General features: G+C 60.9%; 22 protein-coding genes and 6 pseudogenes. 13 read left to right on the top strand and 15 right to left on the bottom strand.

What is annotated here, in order from left to right:
• The first annotated feature begins 13 nt into the window (after positions 1–13).
• The gene (locus tag BRAD3257_RS27965; protein WP_122404552.1) at positions 14–406 is read left to right on the top strand and encodes a LysR family transcriptional regulator; all 393 of its coding nucleotides are present in this window, start codon (positions 14–16) and stop codon (positions 404–406) included.
• A 195-nt stretch (positions 407–601) separates the two neighbouring features.
• Here the strand turns inward: BRAD3257_RS27965 and BRAD3257_RS27975 are convergent, their stop codons facing one another.
• Both BRAD3257_RS27975 and BRAD3257_RS39365 read right to left on the bottom strand, forming a co-directional pair.
• On the bottom strand, positions 602–928 hold the full coding sequence (locus BRAD3257_RS27975) for a hypothetical protein (RefSeq protein ID WP_122404554.1): 327 nt from the start codon (positions 926–928) through the stop codon (positions 602–604).
• Between the two features lie 120 nt (positions 929–1,048).
• Positions 1,049–1,264, bottom strand: coding sequence for a hypothetical protein (locus tag BRAD3257_RS39365; protein ID WP_145987030.1), 216 nt, complete (start codon positions 1,262–1,264; stop codon positions 1,049–1,051).
• Between the two features lie 377 nt (positions 1,265–1,641).
• Here BRAD3257_RS39365 and BRAD3257_RS27985 point away from each other — a divergent pair, with 377 nt between their 5' ends.
• A complete protein-coding gene (locus BRAD3257_RS27985) occupies positions 1,642–2,874 on the top strand; it encodes an outer membrane protein (protein ID WP_122404556.1) in 1,233 nt (410 codons plus the stop codon).
• A gap of 91 nt (positions 2,875–2,965) precedes the next feature.
• Complete coding sequence (locus tag BRAD3257_RS39835) at positions 2,966–3,124, top strand: hypothetical protein (RefSeq protein WP_160118856.1); 159 nt, start codon at positions 2,966–2,968, stop codon at positions 3,122–3,124.
• 37 nt (positions 3,125–3,161) lie between these two features.
• Here the strand turns inward: BRAD3257_RS39835 and BRAD3257_RS41800 are convergent, their stop codons facing one another.
• From BRAD3257_RS41800 to BRAD3257_RS28050, 12 genes and pseudogenes are all read right to left on the bottom strand, one after another.
• On the bottom strand, positions 3,162–3,524 hold the full coding sequence (locus tag BRAD3257_RS41800; RefSeq protein ID WP_283809899.1) for a helix-turn-helix domain-containing protein: 363 nt from the start codon (positions 3,522–3,524) through the stop codon (positions 3,162–3,164).
• A 364-nt stretch (positions 3,525–3,888) separates the two neighbouring features.
• Positions 3,889–4,138, bottom strand: a pseudogene (locus BRAD3257_RS28000) (transposase); the annotation flags it as partial.
• 54 nt (positions 4,139–4,192) lie between these two features.
• Complete coding sequence (locus tag BRAD3257_RS28005; protein WP_430648802.1) at positions 4,193–5,581, bottom strand: transposase; 1,389 nt, start codon at positions 5,579–5,581, stop codon at positions 4,193–4,195.
• 59 nt (positions 5,582–5,640) lie between these two features.
• Positions 5,641–6,411 (bottom strand): annotated as a pseudogene (locus BRAD3257_RS28010) (IS256 family transposase); the annotation flags it as partial.
• A 348-nt stretch (positions 6,412–6,759) separates the two neighbouring features.
• Entirely contained in the window at positions 6,760–7,731 is a 972-nt protein-coding gene (locus BRAD3257_RS28015) for a plasmid recombination protein (protein WP_145987031.1), read from the bottom strand.
• 196 nt (positions 7,732–7,927) lie between these two features.
• Positions 7,928–8,185: a ribbon-helix-helix domain-containing protein gene (locus tag BRAD3257_RS28020; protein WP_122404559.1), complete on the bottom strand. Its 258-nt coding sequence runs from the start codon at positions 8,183–8,185 to the stop codon at positions 7,928–7,930.
• Positions 8,172–8,843, bottom strand: coding sequence for a ParA family protein (locus BRAD3257_RS28025; RefSeq protein WP_160118857.1), 672 nt, complete (start codon positions 8,841–8,843; stop codon positions 8,172–8,174). The genes BRAD3257_RS28020 and BRAD3257_RS28025 overlap by 14 nt, the downstream gene beginning before the upstream one ends.
• Positions 8,844–10,601: 1,758 nt before the next feature.
• Positions 10,602–12,857, bottom strand: a complete 2,256-nt coding sequence (locus tag BRAD3257_RS28035; RefSeq protein ID WP_122404562.1) for an AAA family ATPase — start codon at positions 12,855–12,857, stop codon at positions 10,602–10,604.
• 2 nt (positions 12,858–12,859) lie between these two features.
• Entirely contained in the window at positions 12,860–13,012 is a 153-nt protein-coding gene (locus BRAD3257_RS39840) for a hypothetical protein (RefSeq protein ID WP_160118858.1), read from the bottom strand.
• Complete coding sequence (locus tag BRAD3257_RS28040; protein ID WP_122404563.1) at positions 13,009–13,452, bottom strand: hypothetical protein; 444 nt, start codon at positions 13,450–13,452, stop codon at positions 13,009–13,011. The genes BRAD3257_RS39840 and BRAD3257_RS28040 overlap by 4 nt, the downstream gene beginning before the upstream one ends.
• Positions 13,453–13,629: 177 nt before the next feature.
• A complete protein-coding gene (locus BRAD3257_RS28045) occupies positions 13,630–14,205 on the bottom strand; it encodes a hypothetical protein (protein WP_122404564.1) in 576 nt (191 codons plus the stop codon).
• 2 nt (positions 14,206–14,207) lie between these two features.
• Positions 14,208–14,519, bottom strand: a complete 312-nt coding sequence (locus BRAD3257_RS28050; protein WP_122404565.1) for a hypothetical protein — start codon at positions 14,517–14,519, stop codon at positions 14,208–14,210.
• 220 nt (positions 14,520–14,739) lie between these two features.
• On the opposite strand from BRAD3257_RS28050, the gene BRAD3257_RS28055 reads away from it, so the two are divergent.
• From BRAD3257_RS28055 to BRAD3257_RS28085, 7 genes and pseudogenes are all read left to right on the top strand, one after another.
• On the top strand, positions 14,740–15,006 hold the full coding sequence (locus BRAD3257_RS28055; protein WP_122404566.1) for a helix-turn-helix transcriptional regulator: 267 nt from the start codon (positions 14,740–14,742) through the stop codon (positions 15,004–15,006).
• Positions 15,007–15,078: 72 nt separating this feature from the next.
• Complete coding sequence (locus tag BRAD3257_RS28060) at positions 15,079–16,140, top strand: hypothetical protein (RefSeq protein WP_145987032.1); 1,062 nt, start codon at positions 15,079–15,081, stop codon at positions 16,138–16,140.
• 15 nt (positions 16,141–16,155) lie between these two features.
• A complete protein-coding gene (locus tag BRAD3257_RS28065) occupies positions 16,156–16,536 on the top strand; it encodes a hypothetical protein (protein ID WP_122404568.1) in 381 nt (126 codons plus the stop codon).
• Positions 16,537–17,260: 724 nt separating this feature from the next.
• A pseudogene (locus BRAD3257_RS28070) lies at positions 17,261–18,611 on the top strand (IS701 family transposase).
• Positions 18,612–18,712: 101 nt separating this feature from the next.
• Positions 18,713–19,569 (top strand): annotated as a pseudogene (locus tag BRAD3257_RS28075) (IS701 family transposase); the annotation flags it as partial.
• A 62-nt stretch (positions 19,570–19,631) separates the two neighbouring features.
• Positions 19,632–20,815, top strand: a pseudogene (locus BRAD3257_RS28080) (IS3 family transposase).
• 2 nt (positions 20,816–20,817) lie between these two features.
• Positions 20,818–21,332, top strand: a pseudogene (locus tag BRAD3257_RS28085) (transposase); the annotation flags it as partial.
• A gap of 36 nt (positions 21,333–21,368) precedes the next feature.
• Here BRAD3257_RS28085 and BRAD3257_RS28090 read toward each other — a convergent pair.
• The gene (locus BRAD3257_RS28090) at positions 21,369–22,571 is read right to left on the bottom strand and encodes an ABC transporter substrate-binding protein (RefSeq protein WP_122404569.1); all 1,203 of its coding nucleotides are present in this window, start codon (positions 22,569–22,571) and stop codon (positions 21,369–21,371) included.
• Positions 22,572–23,338: 767 nt separating this feature from the next.
• Here BRAD3257_RS28090 and BRAD3257_RS28095 point away from each other — a divergent pair.
• The 3 genes from BRAD3257_RS28095 (at position 23,339) to BRAD3257_RS28105 (ending at position 26,676) form a co-directional block, all read left to right on the top strand.
• Entirely contained in the window at positions 23,339–24,568 is a 1,230-nt protein-coding gene (locus tag BRAD3257_RS28095) for an extracellular solute-binding protein (protein WP_160118859.1), read from the top strand.
• 133 nt (positions 24,569–24,701) lie between these two features.
• On the top strand, positions 24,702–25,730 hold the full coding sequence (locus BRAD3257_RS28100) for an ABC transporter ATP-binding protein (protein WP_122404571.1): 1,029 nt from the start codon (positions 24,702–24,704) through the stop codon (positions 25,728–25,730).
• A gap of 16 nt (positions 25,731–25,746) precedes the next feature.
• Positions 25,747–26,676, top strand: a complete 930-nt coding sequence (locus BRAD3257_RS28105; protein ID WP_122404572.1) for a carbohydrate ABC transporter permease — start codon at positions 25,747–25,749, stop codon at positions 26,674–26,676.
• The last annotated feature ends 1 nt before the right edge of the window (position 26,677 follow it).

The following is a 26,677-nucleotide window of genomic DNA, read 5'->3' on the forward strand; positions in this document are numbered from 1 at the left end:
AGTCGCGGCCTGAATGCTGGTCCGTGCTGCCGGTGCGGGCAGCTTCGCGTCCGCTGCGCGGACCAGGCACCTGACGCCGTCGGCGGTCAGCCGCGGCATTTCCGATCTGGAGCGTGAGCCGAAGTCCGGCCGCCGGCCGAGGATTCGCAGGGGCCAAGCGATAGATCATGTTCACGCCGATCGTCGTTTCCGCCCAGAGCATCACGTTTTCGTAGAAGGGGCTGCCCGCGCGTGCTTGTCTTCCGCTCGTAGCCGCTGCTGTGAACGAACAGCAGCACGGGCAGCAGCGAGGCGGATTCATTCGGCCCGAAGCACATCGAGGCGATTGCGCTCGTCGGCGCCGTACTTCTCGTCGTGTGTCACCCGCACGCCGGCATACGGCTCCTTTATTGCAGAGGTGCGATGAGCCTGGCGGTGTCCGGCGCGTTGATCACCGGCCCGATCCTCTCGATCGCCACCCTGATCTCCTGTGGCAGTTCGCCCGCTATAGACTGCGCGGACACGAGCGAAACAAGTCCGGTCAGTATGCGCGTTGCGTTTCGCCTCGCACGGCGACCGAGCACCCAGGTCAACTCATGCGCCCGGATCCACACTGGGATCACTATGGAATTCCCTGCGCGGCCGCCTTGTCGCGCTCGACCTGTTTCTTTCGGACGCTTGCCAGCTCGCGGCTGCAGACGTCGAACTGACTGGTCCCGGGGCGAATGCCGAACTGACTACAGACGTCGCGATCCTCGTCCGCGACGATGCGCTCGAGCTGCTCCCGAGCTGCCGCGCGCATCGCAGGTCCGGACATGAACAGCGCGTGCAGGCCGTAGGCGATCGCCACGGCCATCAGCATCGCTTGGGCGAGTGTCGGCTGCGGCAGGCCTCCAGGTGTCGGATGGCTTGCGGCCCTGAACCTGGCCTTGTTCTTGACATCGGTCATATCGAAAAGCTCGTGCTCGTGGGCTCTATCCGGGTCGCGCAAGGCTACGTTCTCCGCTCCTTTCCGATGCGGCAAGCGGGCATGACCGCCTTGCTTCGTCGAGAGCCATGCTTGACCCAGTCACGTGAAGAGCCAGCCGTCCCCGGGCGGAGGCGCGACCACCTCGCCAAACAGGTGCTCGATCACGGGAAAGCAGGGTTCGGTGGGCGCAAAGTGAGTGGGCGGCGGCAGGAGATAAGCGTGGTCGTTCGCGATCAGCTCGCTCAAGACTGGCACGTGCGAGGCGGCAATGGAGATTCCGGTCGAGAACGAAAAGCTATCGTTATGTGCAGACATGGCTTCGAGGCTCCAAATGGGAAAGCGAAAACCGCCGCAAGGTATCAAAGTGCTCTCTCTGGTTCTTGGACTCGAGGGAACGGCCGGGCGAGACCGCATGATGCACAAAAGTCTCATTCTAGATTGTGCGCCGTGGCGCAGCGAATCGTCGAGCGCGAGTACTGCCCTCTTGCCAAGCCTCGCTGTGTCGCGTGAGCCACATGCGATGGCATTTCAGCGCCTGACGGCGCTCCGTTTGGACCATTGAGCACACTTCGTGCTCGTCAGCTCTCGCGAGTCCAAGAAAGCCCGTCAACGCGCATGCTACGGCCGTCCCAGGCGAGGTCAGCGTTATCGGCCTTGCATCTTGCAAAGGGAATCCTTTCGGGGCGACGGGCATGGGCCAGACCCGAGCGCAAGCGACTTTGATCGTGATCGGGGCAGCGCTTCCCCTGTGTTCCGCTCTGGCCGCCGACTTGCCGGTCAAGGCTGGGCTGCCCGCGCCTGCCGTTATCGATTGGAGCGGCGTATATGTCGGCCTGCACGCGGGCTATGGCGGCGGCATGAATGATTGGTTGGGCTCTTTTCCACCCTTCAACTACGCCACCGGCGGCGCGCTCGCCGGCGCCCAAATCGGCATCAATAAGCAGATCGCAAGCTTCGTCTTCGGTCTCGAACTGGACGGCTCGTGGGCCAACATCAGCGGGTCGGAGACCAACAGTCCGTACACCGCTTCGGCATTCACGCTCGTCGGAACGGGACGTTCGAGGATCGAGGCCCTCGCGACCGCCGCTGGCCGGCTCGGACTCGCCGCCGACCACTGGCTGGTCTACGCCAAGGGCGGCTTTGCGGGAGCCTGGGAACGCCACGCCTTCACTGCCGCTGGGGATCTCGGCTTCGGCCCGGTTGGTGCCAGCACCAGCGCCGGCGAATACCGTTGGGGCACCATGGCAGGCTTCGGCGCCGAATTTGCGCCGACGGGTAACTGGTCGCTCAAAGCCGATTATGACTATCTGCGTTTCGGCACCGCTTCGCCGACCCTGAGCGGGACATCAACATCCCTGAATATTACGGTTCCCACGTCATTCCCTCAGCCCATCACGCAGGATGCGATCCACCTCGTCAAAGTCGGCGCGAACTACCGAATGTTCGCGCCCGCGATCGATCCAAAATACCCGGCGGTGAACGCAGCGTCCGGAACAAACTGGACCGGAGCCTATGTCGGCGTGGAGGGCGGATACGGCTTCGGACGCAATGATTGGCCCGACCAGACCACCCCGGACGTTACTGGCAGCGGCAGCTACGATCTCCGCGGCTGGCTCGGTGGTCTCGATGGCGGCGCGAACATCCAGTCCGGAATCGTTGTCCTCGGCGTCGAAGGCGAATTGATGTGGACGGGAATCAAGGGCAGCCAGACCTTTGCTTTCCCGATCCTACACGGCACCGCGACCACGAGTCTCAACAGCAGGATCGATTGGCTGGCGCTCGCCACGGGGCGCGCCGGGTTTGCCATTAGCGACCATCTTCTGGTCTACGGCAAAGGCGGGCTCGCCGTTGCCAGTGAAACTGGCCGGCAGCTCAATCGCGGGATTTGGCGCGCCGATCATCGATACCGTTGCGCTTTCCGGTAGAGCGGTTCACTCCGGCGTTGTCCTGGGTGGCGGAGCCGAATACGCGCTCAACAGCAACTGGTCGATCAAGGGGGAGTATGATTACGTGCGCATGATGGCGCAGAACTTCACGCTCGCCGGGCCATTCAGCGAGACGTTCCGTGGCAGCACGCTCAAGTCAACGATCGTCACGACCAACACGGTCACCCAGGAGCTCAACCTGTTCAAGCTGGGCGTGAACTATCTCTTCAATCCGACGGCGGGGCTCTAGCCGCCCGCCGATGGCGGCCGCAACAGGTTCCGAGGCCTTACTCTCTATCGTCCTGCCGTACCCCACGCCGCCTCACCTCGCGCGGCGTGTCGCCGAAACGCGCCCGGAACAGGCGGTTGAAATAGGAGACATCGGAGAAGCCGGCGACGAGAGCTATGTCGGACACGCGCTTGCTGCTACACTGCTCCGCCAGCAATTTGTGCGCGCGCTGCAGTCGCAGTTCGTTGACTCTTGCGGTGAATGACAGGCCGGAGCGCTCCAACAGCCGGTGGAGATAACGGGGAGAAATGCCGAGCTTGGTGGCGAGAGCTGGTGCGTTGAAATCGGGCTCACAGAAGCATGTATCGATATGTTCGAGCGGGAGCCATCCCCTCGGAGCCGCCGTCGCTCGCTTGCCCAAAAGCGCAGCGCTGGCGAGCGACGGCGGCGGAGAGGGGTGGCGTGCATCCCCTTGGTGGGCCTGAGCATCGTCAGGCCGCCTGGCGTAACGCCTCCTTCTTGTGTTCCTTGAGCAGGTCCATGTTGAGATAGCGATGATCCTCGAGCCAGGTCTCGTGACGCTCGACGGTCAAGGCGCGCACCAGCCGCAAACGCGGCCAGCCTTGACCGACCCTGCGCGCGGCGGCTGCGAGATCGGTGGCCGGGACGGAAGAATGGCCCCGCCGCGGCCGAACAAAAGAATGGACGCGATTTCCCCAATCGTCATCGGGGCGATCATTAAAAATCGCTTGTCCATCTCATCCGTAAAAATCGCTTGTCCATCTCATCCGTCGACTTCATGTGCTTGCGGTGCGCCAGCGGCAGGCGGAAGTAGGTGAGCGTCTCCTCGATGTTCTCTTCCACCCAGCCGGTGAGCTTGGGGTACTTGCCGCCCCATTTGCCGAGCCAGGCGGCCAGATCGCGCCGGACCTCCGAGAGGTCGCGCCGGTCGTACATCCATCTGAGCTCCAGCAGGCAATCGTCATCGACCTTCCGAGGCACATAGTCGAGCGCGTTCCTGAGGAAGTGCACATAGGGGTCGTTGAAGAAGTGACCAATAGATTTCGCGCGATGCAGCGATCGGCCCTATCATGGCCCTCGCGTCAAAGCTCGCGCCACGGTGCGATCTGAAGCCGCAAACGCATTATGAGGGACAATCCAAGACAGAATAAACGCAAGGAGAGCGGTTGCCAGCCGCTTGAGGTTGATGGCAGCGGCCGTCAGGTAGGCCTGGATCTTCATATTCGGTAGACCGCGCCGTATGGCGCGCGCCAGTCCATGCCAAGTTTTGGCTTCGCCGTGGAAGCCCTCTGAGCGCCAGCGATGGCGTTGATACAGACGTCGATCCTGCTTACTCCATCGCTCGCGACGGCGGCGGGCGCGCAGCAGTGCCGGATAATGGTCACCGACAACGACCGCTTTGTTAACCCGCCCTTTGGATAGGCAATCGCCCTTGAGCGGACACCGGGCGCAATCCTTCGCCTTCGAGTAAAAGAAACGGCCGTGCTTGATGGGCCGCGCCGGGCGCAAGATACGTCCTCGCGGGCACTTCAAGATGTCGTTCTTGGCATCGTACCGGAAGCGTCTGAGCGGTACGCGACTCTTGATTGGTTCGGCTTTAGCTGGGATGAGGGCATCAATGCCGCGCCGCTCGAGCGCGCCGTAGACTTTAGCGTAGGCATAGCCCGCGTCGGCGGTGACCACCTTGATGTCGATGCCCGTAGTCGCTTCAACCTCATCGACTTGCGGCTCGATCATCTCTCCTTCGTTCGTTTGTCCAGTCGTGACCGCGACATCCAGAATGATACCGACCTTGTCATCGACGGCCGTGTGCTGCTTGTAAGCGGGTTCCAGCCGCCGGTTTCGGGCATTGGTGGCCATTGTCGCATCGGGATCAGTCGTGCAGACCTTTTTGTACTTCCCGCTTTGCCGGCCCTTTCTCTCATCCTCGCTTTCATCTTCGCTTTGATTTTCGCTCAGCACATCCGCCACATGCTGCTCGGTGAGGCTGTCCCAACTCACGTTGGCGCGGATCAGCGACGCATCGATGTGAACCACTTCGGCTGTTGCGATCTTCGCCTTCAGGCAGGCCTGGACCGTGCGTTTAAAGATCCTACGGAATCGCTCCTCGCCCCAGCGCTGGCGGATGCGCGTCAGGCTGGAATGGTGCGGTAGCTGCTCGTGCAGGCCATAACCAGTAAACCACCGAATGGCGATGTTAACCTGAGCCTCCCGGATCAGCTTGCGATCGTGTACGATGCCGGTGAGCAGACCCGCGAGCATCAGGCGGACCGCGGCCTCCGGATCGATGCCTGGCCGACCGTCGCTCGCGCAATAGCAGTCGGAGACCTCCTCCCTTAGCCAAGATAGGTCGAGCACGCGATCGACCCGGGCTAGCACGTGCTCATCTGGGACGAGCTGTCTGAGCGAGCCAGTGATGAAGAGCTCCAACTGATCCCGCTCCTTGCGCCCCAGCATCTCGTTTGCTCCGCCGATCGCGAATCGCCGACGAGAACGGAATCAGCCAATTGCAGCTTTTTCAACGACCCCACATAACAGCGCTGCCAGAACACGCCGGTGAGAACTTCGGGAATGGCCTTCTTCAAGCCCGGATGATCATCGGAAACGACGAACTCGACGCCATGCAGGCCGCGGGCCTTCAGGCCTTCCAAAAACTCCTTCCAGCTCGATCGGCTCTCTCGGTTGGCAAGCTCAACCGCGAGCACCTGACGCCGGCCCTCCCAGTCGACCCCGATCGCGATCAGCACCGCCTGGCTCGCGATGATGCCATCGTCCCTGACGCGCTCGTAACGGGCGTCCAGGATCAGATAAGGGAACGGCTCCTTGAGCTTGCGCTCGCAGAACGCCTTCAGCGACGCATCCAGCCGCTTGTTGATCGCGCTGATCGCCGAGGCCGAGAAGGCATGGCCCACCAGCTCCTCGGTGACCTGCTTCACCTTCCGGGTCGAGACCCCTTGCACGTACATCTCGGCCAAGGCCGCCACCAGCGCCTTCTCCGAGCGCTGGTAGCGCTCGAACAGCTCGGTCGAGAACCGTCCCTGCCTGTCCTGCGGCACCTTCAGCTCGATCTTGCCGACCCGGGTGATCAGCGAGCGGGAATAGTAGCCGGAGCGATAGCCAAGCCGCCCCTCGCTGCGCTCCCCTTTCTCCGCACCCAGCGTCTCCGTCATCTCGGCTTCGAGAATGTCCTGCACCGCACCCTGGATCAGCGGCTTCAGGAACTCCTTGTCCGACCTCAACAACTCTTTGACTGCAGAGACATCCGTCCTAATCTTCGTCACGGTCATGGCGGGTCCAAGCTCCTCTACGAGCGGTGATCTTCGCAATCACCGGACTTACCATGACCGCTTCAGCCTCTCAGCTTTTGCAGAACCTCCCGCACACTACCATCCACCGGGTCGTGCCCCTTATGGTGGTGTAGCTCGGTAGAGCAAAGCCGCCCGGACGCCCGCCATCCTTAAGTGTCGCCCGCGCACAAGAAGGGTCGGATCGCGCCGCTCTGACTAAAGACTTGGCGGAAATCTCGCAATCCAAGATCTGCATTTCGCCCCTACTCGCCAATGAATAGACCATCTTGAACGCGGGCTCCGCGGAATCCCTTTTTTTATGGCCTCAGCCTGTCGGCGAAGCCCCCGCTAATGATATCCAGGCAACGAGGACGCCCCCGGATCCCAATCCTCATCGACATCCGGCCAGGTCTGAGGCTGCGGAATGGACGCCGAGTCGGGACGATCATCGATGCCGTGCTCGTTGAGCAAATTTTTGAGGCGGGCGATCTCGGCCTGGAGCTTTTGCTGCTCTTCGGCAGCGACCGCGATGAAATCTCGCTTGCTCACATGGCGCGACCGCTGATCGGCCTCGTTCTCCGACACGGTCGCCCAGTATTCGAGCTCGAGCTCGGCGCGCAAGCGACTAATATCCTTCTCGGCCTGACGAATGACTTTGTGGCGCTCCCGCTCGATCCGTCGCCGACGGGGACCGAGACGCTCATGTCCGAACAACGCGCTCACTTGAGAGTGGAACCTGTCCTGGTAATCGATCATCGCTTGGGTGTAGGCAGCCTGCTGCGCTGCCTTGCAAACTCCCCTGTCAACGGCATCATTGAGCGCGCAGCGCCCCGGATGAGCCCCTGCAAAATCCAAGCGATTGTCGACACTGAGGATCGGCAACGAGAAGAAATGCAGGTGCAGCATGTCCTCGTCGACATGCTCGACAATGGACTTCAGGCGATCACCGTGTTCCAGCTTTAGCCAATCTACCACCATTCCGCGCCAGAGGTGGTAGGCGTCGTAATCTGACACGAACTCACCCATGCAGGAGATGGGCATCGGGTACGATACGACACCCGCCAACAGGACAATCCCGTTGGAGCGCAACTTCCGCCCCGTCCGATCCTTGGCTTGCAGCGATAGCGCGACGGCCTGCTCGCCAACTTCTATGGGGTCGACACCATAGACGAGGTTCGGCTCAATGGGATGGGCGACGTGAGGAGAATTTGCCGGTACCCGCCTGGCTTCGGCGACGATCCCTTCGATCGTCGCATAGGCCGCTTGACCGCGACCGGGGGTGCGACCGTAACCGTTCAAGTGTAGAGACTGGATCAACATTTTTGGCTCCGTTGCGAACTCATTTTCCATGCCCGGCGGTAAGCCGCAATGTCCCCTCAACGACTATCGCGAAACGATAACCTAGTCGCATCTAGAATGTCCGAGACCGAGGTAGAGATCGGCCGCCAACCAGTGCCCCACGTATTGCCGGGATACGTGTCCCTCTGCCCAGCCCGTGGGCCGCAATGGAGCCGGCCTACGGCTCCGTGGTGGTGTCGGTCGTGCTCCTAAGGACAATGGCGATTGCCTCGAGCATGAGGTTTTGAACGGTCGTGTCGCGAGCGATCGCGGTCCTCTTGAGTTCGCGCCGGAGTTCGGGGCTCACGCGGACCAAAACGCCACGGCGGGCGGGCTGCGCCTCGAGCCCGGGCGTCAAGACGCCGAAATGGTCGTCGCCCGCTTTGCCGGTGTCGGCCATCATGGCGTCGCCCAAGCTCGCCTTATGCTTCTTCATTGGCTCCTCCATCCAGCCTCAGGTCGCGACAGATGGCTCGCCACAAAGCGCGGTACTCCGCAGCGGCATGCCCTTCGGGCTCGACCTCGGCGACGCCCGCCCCCCTCACGGTGGAATAGGGAACACTCAGCCGGTGCGTAATTTGATGCGGCCAAAGACGCGAGCCGATGTCGGCGAGCGCCTGCCGGGCATCGCGAACCATGGGCGAGGCACATGTGCCTCGATACGGCGGTGCCGCGTTAAAGATTACCGCATACCGCGCGCCCTCCGACTGCAAAAGCTGGATCGCGGTCCGCGTGACCCTGAGGTCGAACAGGGTGGGACGCATGGCGACCACGGTTAAATCGACGCGGTGGGCTACCGCCGGCACGTGGCGCAAAGCTGGCGGCATGTCGATCACCAGGAACTGCAGACCCGCACGCCTGGCCGCCTCTATCGTATCGTCGAGGGATCCGGGACCGCAACGGCAGACGGGTATGTCGTTGCTCTCGCGGACGCACCTCCAGACGAACGCCGATTGTTGGAGGTCGGCATCTATCACGCCGACCTTAAAATCGGCCATCCTGGCAAGAACGGCGATGTTGAGCGCAGTCGTGGACTTGCCCGACCCGCCTTTGCCAACGAAGGCGACCGTTGCGAGAAGTGATGCTCTCTTCACGCGCGCGCTCGCGGAGGCGCAAGTCGGAACAGACCCCGATCCCGCCTGTGGCCGTGCTGCGACCCGCAAGCCGGCAACCCGCTCGTGCACCTCAATAACTCTCCTCGCTTGCTTGGCCGACCATCTGGGCCGACACAGAACGGGTGCTGAAACCGTTCACTTCTAACGCTTTCACGTCGCAGCGCATTTTGCGAGCGCTCATTTGTGGACAGAAAGCTGAGGTAAGGTTCGAAAAGGGCTTAGGCTTACGAGCGCTTATGCCACAGGGCTTCGCGCGCCATCACAACGCAACAGGTCATGAAATTCCACTGGGGATGAAGCGTCGGCCCACGTCATCAAAGGCGCGCTTCGCATAGCTTGACACTCCAAATCGCGCAGAAATTATCCCGCCGCTTCAATAGATTAGCTAAATAGTCCGCGGGGTATGATGGCAGGTCGGGACAACAACTCGCTCCGCTCTTCATCTGCGACTGTACACCCGCGTTTGCCGATACCGCTTCCGTGACAATCCAATGCCGCGTCATTTGATCGACGCCGTCGTCCTGCTGCTGGATAAACCTATTAGCTTAGCAAATCGCCGGCCTGCTTGCTTATCAGCTTGCTAGCTTGCTGACGCCTCTCGCTCGCAAACCTAGGTAACTAGCTAGCTTATTAACTAGCAAGCTTGCTCACTTGGTCCTTAGCCGGATCAATCAGTTGCCGCCTGCCCTCCCCAAACCGACGACTTGCCCTACCGCCCGCGACTCCGGTGCGGTGACGCGATCTGATCCGGGCAAGGTAGGCTTCCAGATCGCTCACTCCTTCGCCGAGACTTCCGTTCAACGTGGTGTACTCGTCGCGTCGCCATTTGGCGCCTCGCACCCGCAATGTGATCAATTTCATAGTTGAGCAGGTGCGCCAGATACGGGCGACACTTGCCGCAGCGTCGACGAACCACGAGGTCGCCGATCGGGTAGATCGCGCTCCGTTGCTCAAAACGTCGACCTATAACCATAGACTTTGAGTCAAAATGCTAACCGTAATTGGACTGTTTCGAAACCATTCGCGCGATACTGCAATCACGTGAAGCAGTGATCGCATGAAGCAATGATCACGTGAGAGCGTGTTCACGTGAAGTAATGGAGATCAGGGTATGGCCAAACGCGCCAAAATCAGGCACCTGGCAGAGCTTGTTGAGGCATCTCAGGACAGACAACCGCGGGGGCAAAAGCGAGCGCTCGAAGGAACAGACGCCGGTATATCTCACGATTTGTCGCAATTACCGGCGCGCGCCCCCGGTGCTCAGCTCGCCAACAACGGTGAGTCCCTTGAGGCGCTCAATCGAAAGCGAAGGAGCACTTCTAAACCGGATACGACGATAAAGCGAATGGGTCTTTACCTCGATGAGGAGCTGTACTGGCGAATCAGTGACTACGCACATCGGCATCGCACTAAGATGCACCCCATTATTGTCCGTGAGCTGCGAAGGGTCATGGGGGAGCTTGAGGCGAAGGAGCGCGCGTCGGCCTCTCGTTGAGAGCCTCCGCCAATTTCGAGTTCCGCCGTAACCTGCAGCATGCCTTTCGACGACCGATTGCGTGCGCGCCGATGCAGCGAAGAGATTTGCATCCTCATCAGGGGTGGCGGCGCACCATTAGGACCAAAGCACAGCGACGAGACGGCTCCGATCTTGGCCTCGCCTCGTTCCGGCCCTGTTCGTCACACTCACGGCGGCCGGTGAATCCCGATCGGCCCCAGCACTCCTAAATCGCGGCGAAATCAGTCGGGGCGGAGCTGCGGGAAGGCGATCACAGTTGAGGTCGGAGCATCATCCTCTGTCTGGACGCCCTCTGCTCCTGCAGCATCGGAACGCTGTGCCTCAAGCAAGACGGCGATGTCGGCCCCGTTGAGGCTTCCCCGCTCCAATAGGTGGCGCGCGGTCGCGATCAACACGCTTCGATTAGCCTCCAGTAGTCCGCGGCAGGTGCGATCCGCCTCGGCGAGCTCGATGCCGACCGCCGCTCGGATATCGGCGAAGCGGAGGAACTCCTCGGCCCGACGCAGGTCGCCAAGATGCGTTAAGGGCGACGGCCCCGACAGCCCCAGTCCGCCCAACATCGCGCAGCTCAGCCTGGTGGCCTCCGCCAGATCTTGTTGGGCGCCGTGGGACGCCTCACCAAGCAGGACTTCCTCGGCGGCACGGCCGGCAAGCAAGACTTCAATGCGTGACCTATAGTCGCTCGCCGTGCCCTCGAAGAGCTGGCGGGTGGTACGCATCGACATCCCGAGCCGCCGGTCCGTGTGCGTCGTGTTGGCGACGACGCCGTCGGCGCCAAAGCGAAGCACGTCGACCAAGGCGTGTCCGGCTTCGTGGGCCGCCGTCCGCCAGCGTTGCTCGTCGGAGAGATTGTCGTCGCCGACGACGGCGTGACGGAGGTCGTCGAGAGTGAGCTCGCGGTTCTCCCGCCGCGCCATACGGCGTGCGTCCTTCACCGCGCGCTCCGCGTCGGCGCCGGTCATGCCGGCTGCCGACATCACGACGGTGGAGATGTCGGCGCCGACGAGATCGCCCTTCAACCGAACCCGGAAGATCTTCTCGAGCTCGTCCTGATCGGGCGGACTGATGCGCACCACGTTCTCGAAGCGGCCCGCGCGCAGCAACGCGGGATCGCAGGCCTCGACCTCGTTGGTGCAGCCGATCAGGAACACGCCCTCCCGCCGGCGCACACCATCAACCTCCTCAAGCAGCGCGTTGATGCAATTCCTGACGTAGTCTGAGTGCGAGTGCTTGACCGCGCGACGGTCGACGAAGCTATCGCATTCCTCGAGCAGCATCACGCAGGGCGCCTGCGCCCGGGCGGAGGCAAAGTCACGGCGCATGGCCGCCAGGAAATCGCCCAAATGCCCCTCTGCCTGCCAGGAATAATACGAGCAGACGATCAACGGCATCCCGGATTTCGAATCCTTGCCTGCCGCGCTACGCGCGAACGCCTCTGCAAACAGCGTCTTGCCGACGCCGGGGGGGCCGGCGAGCATCAGGGCGCTCGAGACCGCATCCCAGGGGATCTCGCCGCGTCGCCAGGCGGCGAGATCGGCGATCGCATCGTCAGCCCAGGCGCGCGCACCAGCCATGCCATGGATCTCGGAGAGCACCAGCCCCCGCGACGGCCGTTCGGCCCTCTTCGAGTCGGCGAGACGGCGCAGCTCGTCGACGCATTCTTCCGGCGTGCGGTCGAACCGAATCGCGGCTGCGAGGTCGCCTACACCGACATCGCGCATCGTCTCCGCCGGCACATCGACCGCCGTCCTGATGCCGGTGACGGCGCGGATGGTGCGCGACACCGTCGTAGGATCGAGCATCGGCAACTCGATCCGGTGCCCCGCCGCTTCGTTCAGCACTTTCGGAAGGCAGGCGCGGCCGTTGGACGAGAACGCCACGAAGGGCAGCGCGTAGGCGCACATGTCGGCAGCGACGCGCTCCAGCCGCTGTTTGGCAGAGCCTTTGAGCGGCTCCTTCAGCACGATATAGGCGCCGTCGAGACCGTCGCGACGGCCGGGAGCGGTCTTGACCAGGTCGATCATACGCAGCGCGTCGTCGAAAAACATCCCGCGCCAAACGCCTTTAAGCGCGTCGAGCATCGCGCCGTCGGCGACGTCGACGACAACGGGAGCGCCGCCGCAGATCAAGTCCCGCGCAGCGTCCGGCGCGGCGTCGAAAGCGCGGGCGAGCAGCAGCGCCGCGGCAATTCGCGCCGGGCTCGGGGGGCATCCCTCGCGGCTTGCATTCTCCTCGAAGCCAGTGTCGTCATCGACATCCGCCGAGCGCGTCAGACTGGCGAAGCCGCCCGAGCGTGCGATATGCGGTCGATCGGCGTCGGTGGCGAGGTCCTGCCTGAAGCGCAACGCATCGCGCCAAGCCTGCCCGTAAGCCCGCCGCTCGATGGGTCCAATGCCGGTGCCGGCGAAGGACACCGGACGGTGCGTATCGCCATCATGGGGTCCAATGACACTCGGCATGCTCGTGGTTTCGTTCATGTCTAGACCTCGATGAGAGGATCGGACCCGAGGCGTTCGTTCGGGTAGCCAAGCGCCGCGGCGAAGTCCTGCTCGTTGTCGCTGGCGACGACGATCAATGACGCGCCCAAGCCGGAAAAATCGGCATGCAGGTCGCTCGTCGGCTGCACCGTCACGACCCACCTCCCGTCAGCCGGGGCGGCGTCTTGGGAACACGGGCGCCGGTACGGCGGCTGCCAAGCCAGATCTTGTGCATCGACCAGGATGCCGAGAGGCGCATGCGCTCGCGCGGCTCGATCGGCATGCGGGCGAGCGTGTGCGACAGCACCATCGCCGCGGCGGGATCGAAGAAGGCGCAGGCCAGCAACACCGTCATGCTGAGATCGACGCGCAGGCTGATGCGCCCGGGGATCCGGCGGCCGACGACGAGGCCGATTGCCGCGGCGGCATCGCCGCGGATCGCCGCCCGCCATTCGGGCATAGTCGCGGAGATCCCGGCGACGAAGGTGGCCACCTCGGCGCGCGCATGCTCGTCGAAGGATTCGGCGGTCTTCGTCCGCCAGTAGAAGAGCACCGGGGGCATGCCCTCGCCGCACATGCCTGCGCGTTCGTTCATCGGGAAAGCTCCGTCGTTCGCGCGGAAGGCCGCGCGTGATGTCGAAATGCGGAGTTAGAAGAGATTAGGCGAGGGAGGGTCCTTGGCGGACCCTGCCCTGCCTCGCCGGGACACGCCCCGTCACGTCACGCCGTGCCGGACCACGCCTAGCCTCGCGGTGTCGAGCCAAGCCAAGAACTATTCGAGCTGCGACTCCTCGATCAGGAAGCGACCGAAGTCGGGACGGTGGTCGCCGATGCCAAAGGGACCCGCCATGCGGAAGTAGCTGACGACGTCCTCGCGGTTGATGATGGTGGTGATGAAGGACCCGCGCACGGTCGCGCTCCAGCCGTCGAAGCACGGGCGCGTGCGCGCCACCCGCGAGTCGTCGACGCGCACGATCTCGCGGTGGCGGAAGCGGGGGTCCTCCCAGAGCTCTTCGACCGTCTTCGGGCCGTCGTAGTCGAGCATCGCGGGACCCTCGGCGACGAAGGCCGCCTTGGTCGCCTTGCCCTTACGGACCGTCTTGGCGCCGTTGACGAGCGCACCCTTGATCGCGGAGGGCGGCAGACACGGCCGGCCTTCGTGAAGCCACAGCGATCCGTGCCACTCGAGCTCCGCAATCCGGTGATGGTCGGCGTCGGTCTTATGCTGCTTTCTCGTGAGCTTTTTGAGCGCCCTCGCGGTGGGGTCGAACGGGTCGGCGAGCCTGCTGGAGTGCATCAACATCGGGCCGACGCCGACCAGACGCAGCGTGATCATCTCCACCGCCATAATCAGATGTCCCCCTCGGTGGGATCGAAGAGCGGCGCCGTCTCGGCGATGCTGCGGACAATGTTGGCGTACGAAGCCGGCTTGGCCGCGTAGCGACGGGCGCGCAGCATGCTGGTCACCACCTCGTGGCATTCGTGGCACAGCACCGTGAGGTCGCCGTCGCGCTCGTCGCCGAGATTGTCGTAGGTGCGATGATGCGCCTCGAGCTGCTCGGTCGCCGCGCAGAGCACGCAGCGATGGCCGGCGGCCGCGATTGCGCGCTGGCGAATTTCCCGCCAAGCGGCGCTGCGCAGATGCTTCTCGTAATTCACCATCGGACATCGTCCCCGGTCAGTTTCCTGAGGGGCGGTGTAGCACAATCTTTCTGGTTTGGGGACAAATTGTCCCCGAAAACTCAAAAATTTTCGTTAACCTTAACGGTCGGTTAACAGGAAAGGTAAAAGTCTAACCATTCACTTAGTCGGTCTTAGCTCGCTCCATTCGGAGGCCTAGCCAAAGAACTGATAGATCCTGCATCACATAAACAGCGCCGCGATGGACGACCACCTGCTCACCCCTTCCCTGCTTCGAGCAGCGCGCGCGCTGCTCGGATGGAGTCAGGCCGAACTGGGGCAGAAGGCTGGCGTGTCGCGGAAGGCCATCGCAACGTTCGAGACGGCCGAGCCATCCAATCGAATCGATCCGCGCCGCAAGGCAGTGCTGTGGACGCTGAGGCAATATCTCGAAGTCGAATGCGACATCGAGTTCACCTTCGCGAGTGACAAGACGGGCGAAGGAGTACGTCGCGCGAAGCCGCGATAGCTCTTGAGTGGTTGGGCGACCTAGGGTCTAAACTCAGGCAGTTGGTTGATCCTGCCGAGCTGAGTCGCCGTTATGAAGAAGCCATCAAAGGCCCCCGCCAGCCAGCCTAAGCTACCGCCGCCGCGTCCCGCTCCTCCGCTACCGCCAAAGCTGCCCTTCAGCGGGAAATCCTTCTTTCTGAATGATCTAGGCAAAACGCTATTCCCATTGCGTACCAACAAAGTCTTGGGCGAAGCCGCGTTCGAGAAGTTCGTCGAGTACGCCAAATCGAACTCGGACCACTTTCTGCCACAAAAGCGCGTGTTTGCGATGAAGCAAGGCGGACACCTTCGGCGTACCTTCAAGCTCGATCCAGTCGCCGAAATGTTCCTCTATGACCTTTTGTATCGCAATCGCCGCTTTTTTCGCCGCCCAACTGACAAGAAGCGCGAGACATTCGGCTACAATTTCGAAGCGGGCGAACCGACCGAGGCCACCCTCTCTTATCGGGGATTCAAGGGAGCGACGAGCCAATACAGGAAGACCTATACCGGATCATTTCAAGCAGTCCGCCATACGCCAGCGATTTTGCTGTCGCCATTGCAAACGTCTTGGCAGATGCGAAGGGAAGAGCCTTGGCTCCAGAAGACCTCTGGCGGCTGGTTTACGAGCGGGGGCGCGATCTTCCTACGACGGTTGACCTCTCGACTGTCAGAGGGTGATCCGCAAATGTTCGATGAGCTTCGGTATCGTTGGGCGCTGAGGAGGTTTTTGAAAGAACATAATTTGGCGCGTCGATCCTACGATCAGGTGACTGATGAGCCCGAAGCAGACGGTACGAATTTTCCAAAATTCCACGCAGGCAAAGCCCTGAACTTGCAAGCTCGCATGCTAGATAAATTTCGATCGGATTATCTTCTAGATCAGGCCCATAGATTCCACGTCCCCGTTACAGATCGAGAAGAGGACTGGGATTCGTTCCCGCCGGATTACAGTTACGAGAATCGCTACCTCACGGCGGGGGCAGCTCAAAAGCTGCGGGCTGATATCCGGGCAGAGCAAAAGGCTGATTGGGATTACTGGGCGAACAGAGTTACCTTGGGACTAGCTCTGATCGGCAGCATCTTCGGCATCCTCGCTTTTTTCAAAAGATGATTTGGGAGGAGCACGGTGTTCGAAGGGATCAAGAGGCGATGGGCAGAGGCAAGGGCAACGGAGGCGAGAAAAGAAGTTGAGGACACGCTGCGGCGTTGGTACGCGATGAACGCCCTCGATCAGCACCTTGTTGTGTCGGCCTTCGAGGCAATGACGTCAGAAATGCCTGATGCCTTAAGCAACGCTCAAAAGGCGCAGATGGCCAAAGGAATTATGAAGGCGGCGCGAACTGCATTTTCTACGAGGGGCGACAACGTGGTGGCGCACACGAGTCGCGTGAGCGCTTTCGGCGGCGCCCTCGTATCTCTCTATTTGGAATGCCAAACATTGCCCGGCGAGCAAGCCACCCGCACTGTCGCACTCATTGAGAATTGGAAGCAGCAGGCGGAGTGTTGACGCCACGCCAACGGCGGGTGGCTTGATGCCCCTCCGTTTCCTTTCATGTCACCCCGCGATGGCCTCGCCAGCGCGCCAGCCGTTTCTGCCGGTTTCAGCAATCTCTGCGGGCTCGCACGACGACGCGGCCGATGATGCCGATACCGAGCACATCGCACCTTGGAGTCGGCGAAGACTAGCGACTCGGCGCGCCTCTCCGTCAGTGTGTTCGGCTATCTCTCCGGCTTGATCTCTCTGGTGACGCTCATCGTCTTGAGCGTCTCGGCTTGATTGGCAAGCCGGATACGCAGAGTGAAAGTGAGATCAACACCGTTGGCTGTGCTCTCAACCCACGGCAAACATACGCCGAGTGAGGAACAGCTGGGTCTGATCAGGAGCTTAGCGATGCGAACAGCTGGCAGCCGTACTCAGTGGTCGCGCGGCGAAATCGTCATTCCCCGATTTGGATGATCTCGCCTTGCGCCAGCGGCTGCCGAAATAGCAAAGCAGCCGCTCAAAGACTCGAGCCGCGGCGACTCGCGACGCACATGTGGTCTCGGCGACAAGTAGCAATGACGATGTTCGAGGTTGCAGCAATCGACGCCCTGGCTGCCCGAACTTCGTCGGTTTCGGAGCAAAGCGAACGTAGATCGAGGCCGCCGGGTTTATGGATACACGGCCTAGCACTACTTTGGCAGATTGTTGATTTTGGCGCGTTTTATAGGATTCCCGAATCAATTTTTCAATGATTCATGGGTGGTCGGCTCTTGGAGGGCTGACCATGCTGGGATGGGAAGACGAACTCGAACGCTGGCTGATGCCGTTCTTGGACCGACTGGGTCATAAGACCCGGCAGCGGATGTGTCCTCTGTATGTTGCGGGATTGATCGGTCCCGGCGATCGTAAGAGCGTTCAGCCGATGGCGGAACGCCTTGCCACCAGCACCTACGACCAGTTGCACCATTTCATTGCGGACGGTGTCTGGGACGCGACGCCGCTGGAGACAGAGTTGCTCAACCAGGCGGACCGACTTGTCGGCGGCAGGGATGCGGTGCTGGTTATTGATGACACCTCACTTCCCAAGAAGGGTGAGCGCTCGGTCGGTGTTGCGGCTCAATAACGCCTCGGCTCTCGGTAAAACGGCAAATTGCCAAACACTGGTGTCTTTGACGCTTGCGCGCGGCGAAGTACCCGTGATGGTCGCGTTACGTCTCTTTCTGCCTGACAGTTGGACAAGCGACGAATCTCGTTTGAAGCGCGCTCGCGTGCCAGTCGAACATCGAACGCCACGGTCCAAGCCGGAGATTGCTTTGGCCGAGATTGACCGCGCGATAGCAGCCAACGTGCGCTTTGGATATGTGCTGGCGGATGCAGGATACGGCCTCAGCGCACCGTTTCGACAAGGGCTAACAGAGCGCGGGCTGGTCTGGGCTGTCGGAATCCCGCGGCACCTGAAAGTGTATCCGGTCGATGTGAAGCTCATTTGGCCGATTACCAAAGCCCGCGGGAAACCACGAAAGCACCACGTGCCCGATATCTTATCAATTGCGGCCGAGCAAATGCTGGCCGGCGCCAAATGGAAAACCGTGAGTTGGCGTAGCGGGACGAAAGGTCGGCTTAAAGCCCAATTTGCTGCGGTCCGTGTCCGGACCGCCGACGGCCCTCCGCAGCGGATATGGGATAAAGGTCAGCAGCATCTCCCAGGCGACGAAGCCTGGCTCATTGGCGAGCAACGTGCGTCCGGGGAGAAGAAATACTATCTGGCCAATCTTCCGGCGGCGACGGATCTGCGCACGCTGGCCGCCACCATCAAGGCACGGTGGATTTGTGAGCAGGCGCATCAGCAGTTGAAGGAGGAACTTGGACTTGATCACTTCGAAGGGCGATCATGGCAAGGTCTTCATCGCCACGCCCTGATGACAATGATTGCCTACGCCTTCCTGCAACATCGTCGCCTCGCACACGCGGGGCGGAAAAAAAAGAATCTACGGGCCTCCGCCTCAGCCAACCATGCCAGCCGTACGTCACGCCATCGTCGATCTCATCCTTCGGCCGCAGTCTCAGCATTGCCCATATTGCCGAAGGCAAATCCGTGAAAAACAGCGGCGAAAACACAATCTGCCAAAGTAGTGCTAGCACTACTTTGGCAGATTGCTGATTTTGGCGCGCTTTATAGGATTCCCGAATCAATTTTTCAATGATTCATGGGTGGTCGGCTCTTGGAGGGCTGACCATGCCGGGATGGGAAGACGAACTTGAACGCTGGCTGATGCCGTTCTTGGACCGGCTGGGTCATAAGACTCGGCAGCGGATGTGTCCTCTGTATGTTGCGGGACTGATCGGTCCTGGCGATCGCAAGAGCGTTCAGCCGATGGCGGAGCGCCTTGCCACGGGCAACTACGACCAGCTGCACATTTTATAGCGGACGGTGTCTGGGACGCGACGCCGCTGGAGACGGAGCTGCTCAACCAGGCGGACCGACTTGTGGGCGGCAGGGATGCGGTGCTCGTTATTGATGACACCTCACTGCCGAAGAAAGGCGAACGCTCGGTTGGTGTTGCGCCTCAATACGCGTCAGCTCTCGGCAAAACGGCAAATTGCCAAACGCTGGTGTCTTTGACGCTTGCGCGCGGCGAAGTGCCAGTGATGGTCGCGTTACGTCTCTTTCTGCCTGACAGTTGGACAAGCGACGTGTCTCGTTTGAAGCGTGCTCGCGTGCCACTCGAACACCGAACGTCACGGTCCAAGCCGGAAATTGCTTTGGCCGAGATTGACCGCGCGATGGCAGCCAACGTGCGCTTTGGATGTGTGCTGGCCGATGCAGGATACGGACTTAGCGCACCATTTCGACAAGGGCTAACAGAGCGCGGGCTGGCTTGGGCTGTCGGCATCCCTCGGCACCTGAAGGTGTATCCGGTCGATGTGAAGCTCATTTGGCCGATCACCAAAGTCCGCGGGAAACCACGAAAGCACCACGTGCCCGATATCTTATCAATTGGGGCCGAGCAAATGCTGGCCAGCGCCAAATGGAAAACCGTGAGTTGGCGTAGCGGTGACCTGCCCCTGCGTATTTCCTCCAGATGGAGTTAGAGTCCGGCCCGAAGAAGGACGGACAGGTGAAGCGAGCAAGGTTCACGGAAGAGCAGATTATCGCGGTATTGAAGGAGCATGAGGCTGGAGCAAAGACGGCCGACCTGGCTCGCAAGCACGGGGTCTCGGAAGCAACGATCTACAATTGGAAGGCCAAATTCGGCGGCATGGACTTTCAGAGGCGAAGCGGCTGAGGGCGCTGGAGGACGAGAACGCGAAGCTGAAGAAGCTTCTAGCCGAGCAGATGCTCGACGCCGCCGCCCTTCGCGAGCTGCTTTCAAAAAAATGGTAGGGCCCGCCGCCAAGCGCGCTGCGGTCGCGCATCTGCGGGCCGTCATGAGCCTGTCGGAGCGGCGGGCCTGTTCGATTGTCGGAGCGGATCGGAAGATGATCCGCTATCGCTCCAGCCGTTCTCCGGACGCGACTCTCCGTGGCCGGCTGCGTGACCTTGCCAACGAGCGGCGGCGGTTCGGCTACCGCCGCTGTTCGTGCTGCTGCGGCGGGAGGGGGAGCCATCGGGGATCAACCGGATCTACCGGCTTTATCGCGAAGAAGGGCTCACCGTCCGCAAGCGGCGGGCTCGCCGCAAGGCCGTGGGGACCCGTGCCCCAATCCTAGTCGAGGCGATGCCCAACGCGCGCTGGTCGCTGGATTTCGTCCACGACCAATTCGCCAACGGTCGGCGCTTCCGCATCCTCAACATCGTCGACGACGTCACCAAGGAATGTCTGGGCGCCATTCCGGATACGTCGATCTCAGGACGACGCGTCGCCCGCGAACTGACGGCCGTCGTCGAACGACGCGGCAAGCCAGGAATGATCGTGTCCGACCACGGCACCGAGTTCACCTGCAATGCCATGCTCGCCTGGTGCAGGGACGCAGCCATCGACTGGCACTTCATTGCACCGGGAAAGCCGATGCAGAACGGCTTCTCGAGAGTTTCAACGGCCGGATGCGCGACGAGCTGCTCAACGAGACTCTGTTCTTCGATCTCGACGACGCCCGCGCCAAGATCGCCAATTGGGTTGCCGACTACAATCTTCAGCGGCCTCACTCGTCGCTGAAATACATGACCCCCGCGGCTTATGCCGCCCACCTCACCGCAACGGACGATCGGCTACGCAACCCCGACCAGCTCCGCCGATCGTCCGTTGCTACAACCGCGCCACTTGGCGTACAAAACCCCGAGGCTCTAACCGCGGCCGGATGAAAGTTCGGTGGCAGGTCAGCGGGACGAAAGGTCGGCTTAAAGCCCAATTTGCTGCTGTCCGTGTCCGGACCGCCGACGGCCCTCCGCAGCGGATATGGGATAAAGGTCAGCAGCATCTCCCAGGCGACGAAGCCTGGCTCATTGGCGAGCAACGTGCGTCCGGGGAGAAGAAATACTATCTGGCCAATCTTCCGGCGGCGGCGGATCTGCGCACGCTGGCCGCCACCATCAAGGCACGGTGGATTTGTGAGCAGGCGCATCAGCAGTTGAAGGAGGAACTTGGACTTGATCACTTCGAAGGGCGATCATGGCAAGGCCTTCATCGCCACGCCCTGATGACAATGATTGCCTACGCCTTCCTGCAACATATCGTCGCCTCGCACACGCGGGGCGGAAAAAAAAGAATCTACGGGCCTCCGCCTCAGCCAACCATGCCAGCCGTACGTCACGCCATCGTCGATCTCATCCTTCGGCCGCCGTCTCAGCATTGCCCATATTGCCGAAGGCAAATCCGTGAAAAACAGCGGCGAAAACACAATCTGCCAAAGTAGTGCTAGTGCGTCACCAGCGGGCATGCGCTGTCCGAGAGTTTACCAAAGGCCTGATCACCTGACATCGTGTGGACGAGCCGGTAATAATCCCACGGGTACTTAGATTCCTCAGGCTTTTTGACCTGCATGATGTACATGTCGTGCTCCATCAGGCCGTCGGGCCGGATCACGCCGTTGGCAGTGAACATATCATTGATCTTTGCTTTACGAAGCTGGGCCATGACTTTGTCAGAATCGGTCGATCCAACCGATTTAACGGCGTTGAGATAAGTCAACGTGGCCGAGTAATATGCGGCTTGTGTCATGGTTGGCTCACGGCCAGTGCGTTCGAGGAACCGCTTGGCGAAGGCGCGGGTCTTTTCATTCAGATCCCAGTACCAGCCGGTTGTAAGATATAATCCTTGTGCTGTGTTCAGTCCAAGCGCGTGAATGTCTGTGATGAAGGCCAGGAGAGCCGCGGGCTTCATTGTTCTGGCAATTCCGAACTCATTGGCAGCCTTGATAGAGTTAGTAAAATCGTCGCCCGCATTGGCCAGACCGAGGACCTGTGCTCCCGAACTCTGCGCCTGGAGCAAGTAGCTCGAGAAATCCGAGGTCGCCAAGGGCACCCGGACCGACCCGATCACTTTTCCTCCGCTTGCCTCAACCACCTTCGAGGCTGCGTCCTGGAGCTGCGTGCCAAAAGCATAATCGGCCGTGACAAAGAACCAAGATTTGCCGCCCTGCTTGACGACTGTGCTGGCCGTCCCGTTCGCCAGCGCGGTGGTGTCGTAGGCGTAATGTACCGTGTATGGTGTGCAGTCCTTTCCAGTAAGAGAAGCACCAGCCGCTCCGATTGAGAAGAAAGGTGTCTTCTTCTCCTTGGCAATGTTCGCCATAGCCAAATTTACGCCGGTGTTTGACCCGCCAAGCACCATCGTAACGTTCTCTCTATCAACGAACTCACGGAATTTCTGTGATCCGAGGTCGGGCTTGTTTTGATGATCGGAGACAAGCAGATCCACCTTCTTGCCCAGTACACTGCCTCCGAAGTCGTCGATCGCCAACCTAGCCGCGGTCTCTCCGCCCGGCCCAATGATGTCAGCATAAACGCCTGACATGTCGTCTATGTCACCGATGACGACTTTGTCGGTTGCAGCGCCAGCCATGCCCGGCGCCATAAACAGTATCAGGGTTGCACAGACAGTGACGGTATGACCGCGCATCATTTCGCGTCTCCTTTGTCGGGCGTGCCTCCTAACGCCGAACTTTAGGATCTCGATTTTGCGGCACCATTGGCATTTCGGCTAACATTACCGCTGACGGTACGAAAACGTACGTGCGCTTTAGCGAGCCGAGCTGCACAGTGGCGCGTCCCGAGCCTGGTCGGAACGTGGCTTCCATCCAACCGGATCCAGCGGCCGCCCCTGGCGCTTTCAATCCACAGGATGCATCAGCGTCTCTGCCGGCGTTTTGCTGCAGCTCATGAAGTTGATGGAACGACCTCGGAAGCGACGTGGGCCAGTCGTCAAGCAGCGAGAAGCGTTTAGCAATCTTTCTGAGCGGGCAAGAGCGAGGCTGCGGGCGGCTCTATGTACGCGAACGTACGAGCTTTTGCTTCTTGCCGCGCCGAACATTCGCCTAATGACCAATCCACTTTCGTTTCCAGCGAATTATTACTCAGATCAAGACATCGCCTTGTCGGCGCTGACTTTTGGCCAGGTGGTCGTCGGCTCACCCCGATGGGACGTCCTCTGACGGCTAATACGGCCGAAACAACGCAGCGATCTTGGCCATTGGAGCACCGTCCAGAACGACGATAGCACTGTTCGGCTGCTCTCTCAAATTCCCTATTCGAATTCGAGGAAGAGCCCAAATGAATAGGAACAACAGAATGCGTATTGGAAGGCGCCGCTTTCTAAAGCAGGCAGGTCTTACCCTCATTGCGGCTGGGTCGGCCCCGATGCTTTCTACTCCATTCGTGTCCCGCGCAATGGCGGACACGAAGACACTGTCGATCGTCCAATGGAGCCATTTCGTTCCAGAGTACGACAAATGGTTCGATCAGTTCGCAAAGGACTGGGGCACAAAAAACAACGTCGAAGTCGCCGTCGACCACATCCCGGTCGCCAACGTCGCTGCGCGGGCGGCCGCGGAAGCCTCGGCCCAATCAGGTCACGATCTGTTCGGCTGGAATGGCGCAGGCGGGGCGCATCTTTACCGCAGATTCCTCGTCGACGTGACGAGCCTCGTCGAGGCGACCGAGAAGAAATACGGCAAGGTCAGCACGATCGGCCGGCAGATCGGCTATAACCAAGACGACAAGACCTGGTCTGCATTTCCCGATTTCTACATCAGTTTCCCGGCCATGTATCGCAAGAGCATGTGGGACGAGATCGGGATGAAGCCGGACACGTGGGACAATGTTCGCGTCGGCGGCGCCAAGCTGAAAGCCAAAGGCCACCCGGTTGGCATTTCACTTGGACACAGCAACGACCCCAACACGACCTGGCGCGGGCTGCTGTGGAGCTTTGGCGGTGCCCTTCAGGACGCCGAAGGCAAGAACGTCGTGCTCAACAGCAAGGAAACGGTCGAAGCCGTTAAATACGTAACTGCGCTGTACAAGGAGGCGATGACGTCGGAAGTGCTGTCGTGGGACGACTCCAGCAATAATCGCTACCTTGTTTCGGGCATCGGCTCTCTGATCGTCAATCCGATCTCCGCTTATAGGACGTTCCAGAAGGCAAACACGAAGGGGGCCGACGACACGTTCGTGATTGCTCCGCCAAAGGGACCGGTCCGCCAGATCATGGGTGGGGCTTCCGAATTCTACGGCATCTGGAAGTTCGCCAAGAACAAGGAGGGCGCGATCGAGTTCCTCAAATATTACGCTGATCATTGGCCGGAGGCATTCAAGGCTAGCGAAGGTTACAATAACCCCTGCTTCGCAAACCTCGTGCCGAAGCCGATGCCGATCCTCTCGAACGATCCGACTTCGACACCATCAGACAAACTTACGGTGCTGCAGGATTCCGAGCAATGGTCGGCCTCCCCGGGATATCCCGGCCCATCCTGGCCTGCCGTCGACGAGGTCTACAACGACTTCGTCATCTGCGACATGATGGCTAAGGCGGCGAGCGGCCAGATGTCCGCGGAGGACTCGGTGAAATGGGCACACCAACAGTCTGACGCCATCTTCAAGAAATGGCACGAGAAGGCCTGAGACGGCGTCCGGACGGAGCCTCACTTTGCGCTCCGGGACCCGGCCGCTGTTGCAGTTCATTGGCAAACACGACTGACGCGCCCTGTCCCAGCGACGGATCGCGGGGCGCAATGCATGAACTTCGGGAGGATCGATGGCAGCCGTACTGACCAGGGATATCGTCAAGACCTTCGACGAAATCAACGCCGTCAACGGCATCTCGCTGAGGGTGCCGGACGGCGAGTTCATGGTGTTGCTCGGCCCCTCGGGCTGCGGCAAGACGACGCTCTTGCGCATCATCTGCGGCCTCGAGCAACAGACCAGCGGCGATCTTCTGATCGGCGGCAATATCGTCAACGACATCCCGCCCCGCGCCCGCGGCATTGCGATGATGTTCCAAAGCTACGGCCTCTATCCGCACTATACAGTCCGCAACAACATTGCCTTCCCGCTGCGCACGCAGCGCATGCCCTCCCAGGACATCCAGAAGAAGGTCGGGTGGGCCGCGCAGTTGCTCGGCATCGGCCATCTTCTCGACCGGCGGCCACGCCAGCTTTCCGGCGGCGAGCGTCAGCGAGTGGCGCTCGCGCGCGCGCTCGTTCGCGAACCGACCGCGCTTCTGCTCGACGAGCCACTGTCCAATCTCGACGCCAAACTGCGCACCTCGGCTCGCCAGGAGATCAAGAATTTTCAGCAGCGCGTCGGCCTCACCACCATTTACGTGACCCACGACCAGGTCGAAGCGATGGGTATGGGCGACCGCATCGCGGTCATCGACCATGGAAGGGTTCGGCAGGTTGGAACGCCAATCGAGATCTATCAGGATCCCGCCGATCTTTTTGTCGCAACCTTTGTCGGCGCACCGCCGATGAACATCGTCACCTGCAATGGCGGCGGCTATCTAGGCTTCCGGCCGGAGAATTTCCTGCCCAGGGACATGATCGGAGACGACGGGGTGACCGAGTTTTCCTTTCGGGTCGACCGCTCCGAATATCTCGGGTCCGAGCGCATCGTTTACGGCGTGATGGATGGTTTCGATTCGAAGCAGCCGATCACGGCGAAGTTGCCGCCGGCCCACGTCGCCGAAGGAAGCGTTCGCCCCGGCGAGTGGCATCGCTTTGCCGTGAAAAACAGCGAGCTGCGCCGCTTCGAGGCCAGCGGCAATCGTAGCACTCGTCACTGAGGGCCGGAAGTCACTGATGGCTGTCATCGCAGAACCTGTTGCCAAGCCGATCTCACGATTTCGCTTTGTCCTGGATCGACGCGATGTGCTCGAAACGGTCATGGTCGCGCCGGCGATCCTCTACGTCCTGCTATTGGTCGGGCTGCCGCTCCTCCTCGCGGTCTTTTACTCGCTCAGCGCCTACACGATTTACAACCCAACCTGGAAGTTTGTCGGCCTGGCCAATTTCGAGCAGATCCTGCAGAATCCAACTTTCCTCGACACGCTGCGCAACACCTTCGTCTTTACGTTCGGCTCGCAGCTGCTCGGCCTCGTGCTCGGAAAGTTCGGGGCCTTCCTGCTGTTGCAACCCTTCCCCGGCCGCAAGATCGTGCGAGCGCTGATCATCCTGCCTTTTGCGGTGCCGGTCGCGCTGGCTACCATTGCCTGGCAATGGATGTTCGATTCGCTTTACAGCGTGATCAACTGGACCATGATTGCGGCCGGTCTCGTGACGCGCGAGGAGGCGCCGAACTGGCTCGGCAATCCATACCTCGCGATGTTGTGCATTATCATCATCAACGCCTGGCGCTTCTTTCCCTTCGCCATCGTGATCTTTCTCGCCGGCATCACCGCGGTTCCGCAGGACGTGATCGACGCCGCCACAGTCGACGGTGCGGGTTTCTGGCGTCGCAACTACCAGATCATCCTGCCGATGATCCTGCCGATGGTGGCCATCGGCCTGATCTTCGGCATCGTATTCACCTTCACTGACCTTTCCATCGTCTTCCTGCTGACCATGGGCGGCCCCGGCGGCGCGACCTCGGTGCTGGGCTTTGAAGGTTTTCAGACCGGTATCGTTTCCGGCGACGTGGCGCACGGCGCGGCGATTTCGCTGTTCATGCTGCCGGTGCTGCTGGTCGTGGTGATCTTCACGCTGCGTTTTATCCGTCGCCGGGAGATCTGAC

Origin of the sequence: Bradyrhizobium vignae, from assembly GCF_900324035.1 — a bacterium.
Taxonomy (GTDB): domain Bacteria; phylum Pseudomonadota; class Alphaproteobacteria; order Rhizobiales; family Xanthobacteraceae; genus Bradyrhizobium; species Bradyrhizobium vignae.

Coding starts and splice junctions, on each gene's coding strand:
- BRAD3257_RS27965 (WP_122404552.1), top strand. CDS start 14: ATGCTGGTCCGTGCTGCCGGTGCGGGCAGCTTCGCGTCCGCTGCGCGG.
- BRAD3257_RS27975 (WP_122404554.1), bottom strand. CDS start 928: ATGACCGATGTCAAGAACAAGGCCAGGTTCAGGGCCGCAAGCCATCCG.
- BRAD3257_RS39365 (WP_145987030.1), bottom strand. CDS start 1,264: ATGTCTGCACATAACGATAGCTTTTCGTTCTCGACCGGAATCTCCATT.
- BRAD3257_RS27985 (WP_122404556.1), top strand. CDS start 1,642: ATGGGCCAGACCCGAGCGCAAGCGACTTTGATCGTGATCGGGGCAGCG.
- BRAD3257_RS39835 (WP_160118856.1), top strand. CDS start 2,966: ATGATGGCGCAGAACTTCACGCTCGCCGGGCCATTCAGCGAGACGTTC.
- BRAD3257_RS28005 (WP_430648802.1), bottom strand. CDS start 5,581: ATGCTGGGGCGCAAGGAGCGGGATCAGTTGGAGCTCTTCATCACTGGC.
- BRAD3257_RS28015 (WP_145987031.1), bottom strand. CDS start 7,731: ATGTTGATCCAGTCTCTACACTTGAACGGTTACGGTCGCACCCCCGGT.
- BRAD3257_RS28020 (WP_122404559.1), bottom strand. CDS start 8,185: ATGAAGAAGCATAAGGCGAGCTTGGGCGACGCCATGATGGCCGACACC.
- BRAD3257_RS28035 (WP_122404562.1), bottom strand. CDS start 12,857: ATGAACGAAACCACGAGCATGCCGAGTGTCATTGGACCCCATGATGGC.
- BRAD3257_RS28040 (WP_122404563.1), bottom strand. CDS start 13,452: ATGAACGAACGCGCAGGCATGTGCGGCGAGGGCATGCCCCCGGTGCTC.
- BRAD3257_RS28045 (WP_122404564.1), bottom strand. CDS start 14,205: ATGGCGGTGGAGATGATCACGCTGCGTCTGGTCGGCGTCGGCCCGATG.
- BRAD3257_RS28050 (WP_122404565.1), bottom strand. CDS start 14,519: ATGGTGAATTACGAGAAGCATCTGCGCAGCGCCGCTTGGCGGGAAATT.
- BRAD3257_RS28055 (WP_122404566.1), top strand. CDS start 14,740: ATGGACGACCACCTGCTCACCCCTTCCCTGCTTCGAGCAGCGCGCGCG.
- BRAD3257_RS28060 (WP_145987032.1), top strand. CDS start 15,079: ATGAAGAAGCCATCAAAGGCCCCCGCCAGCCAGCCTAAGCTACCGCCG.
- BRAD3257_RS28090 (WP_122404569.1), bottom strand. CDS start 22,571: ATGCGCGGTCATACCGTCACTGTCTGTGCAACCCTGATACTGTTTATG.
- BRAD3257_RS28095 (WP_160118859.1), top strand. CDS start 23,339: ATGGCGGACACGAAGACACTGTCGATCGTCCAATGGAGCCATTTCGTT.
- BRAD3257_RS28100 (WP_122404571.1), top strand. CDS start 24,702: ATGGCAGCCGTACTGACCAGGGATATCGTCAAGACCTTCGACGAAATC.
- BRAD3257_RS28105 (WP_122404572.1), top strand. CDS start 25,747: ATGGCTGTCATCGCAGAACCTGTTGCCAAGCCGATCTCACGATTTCGC.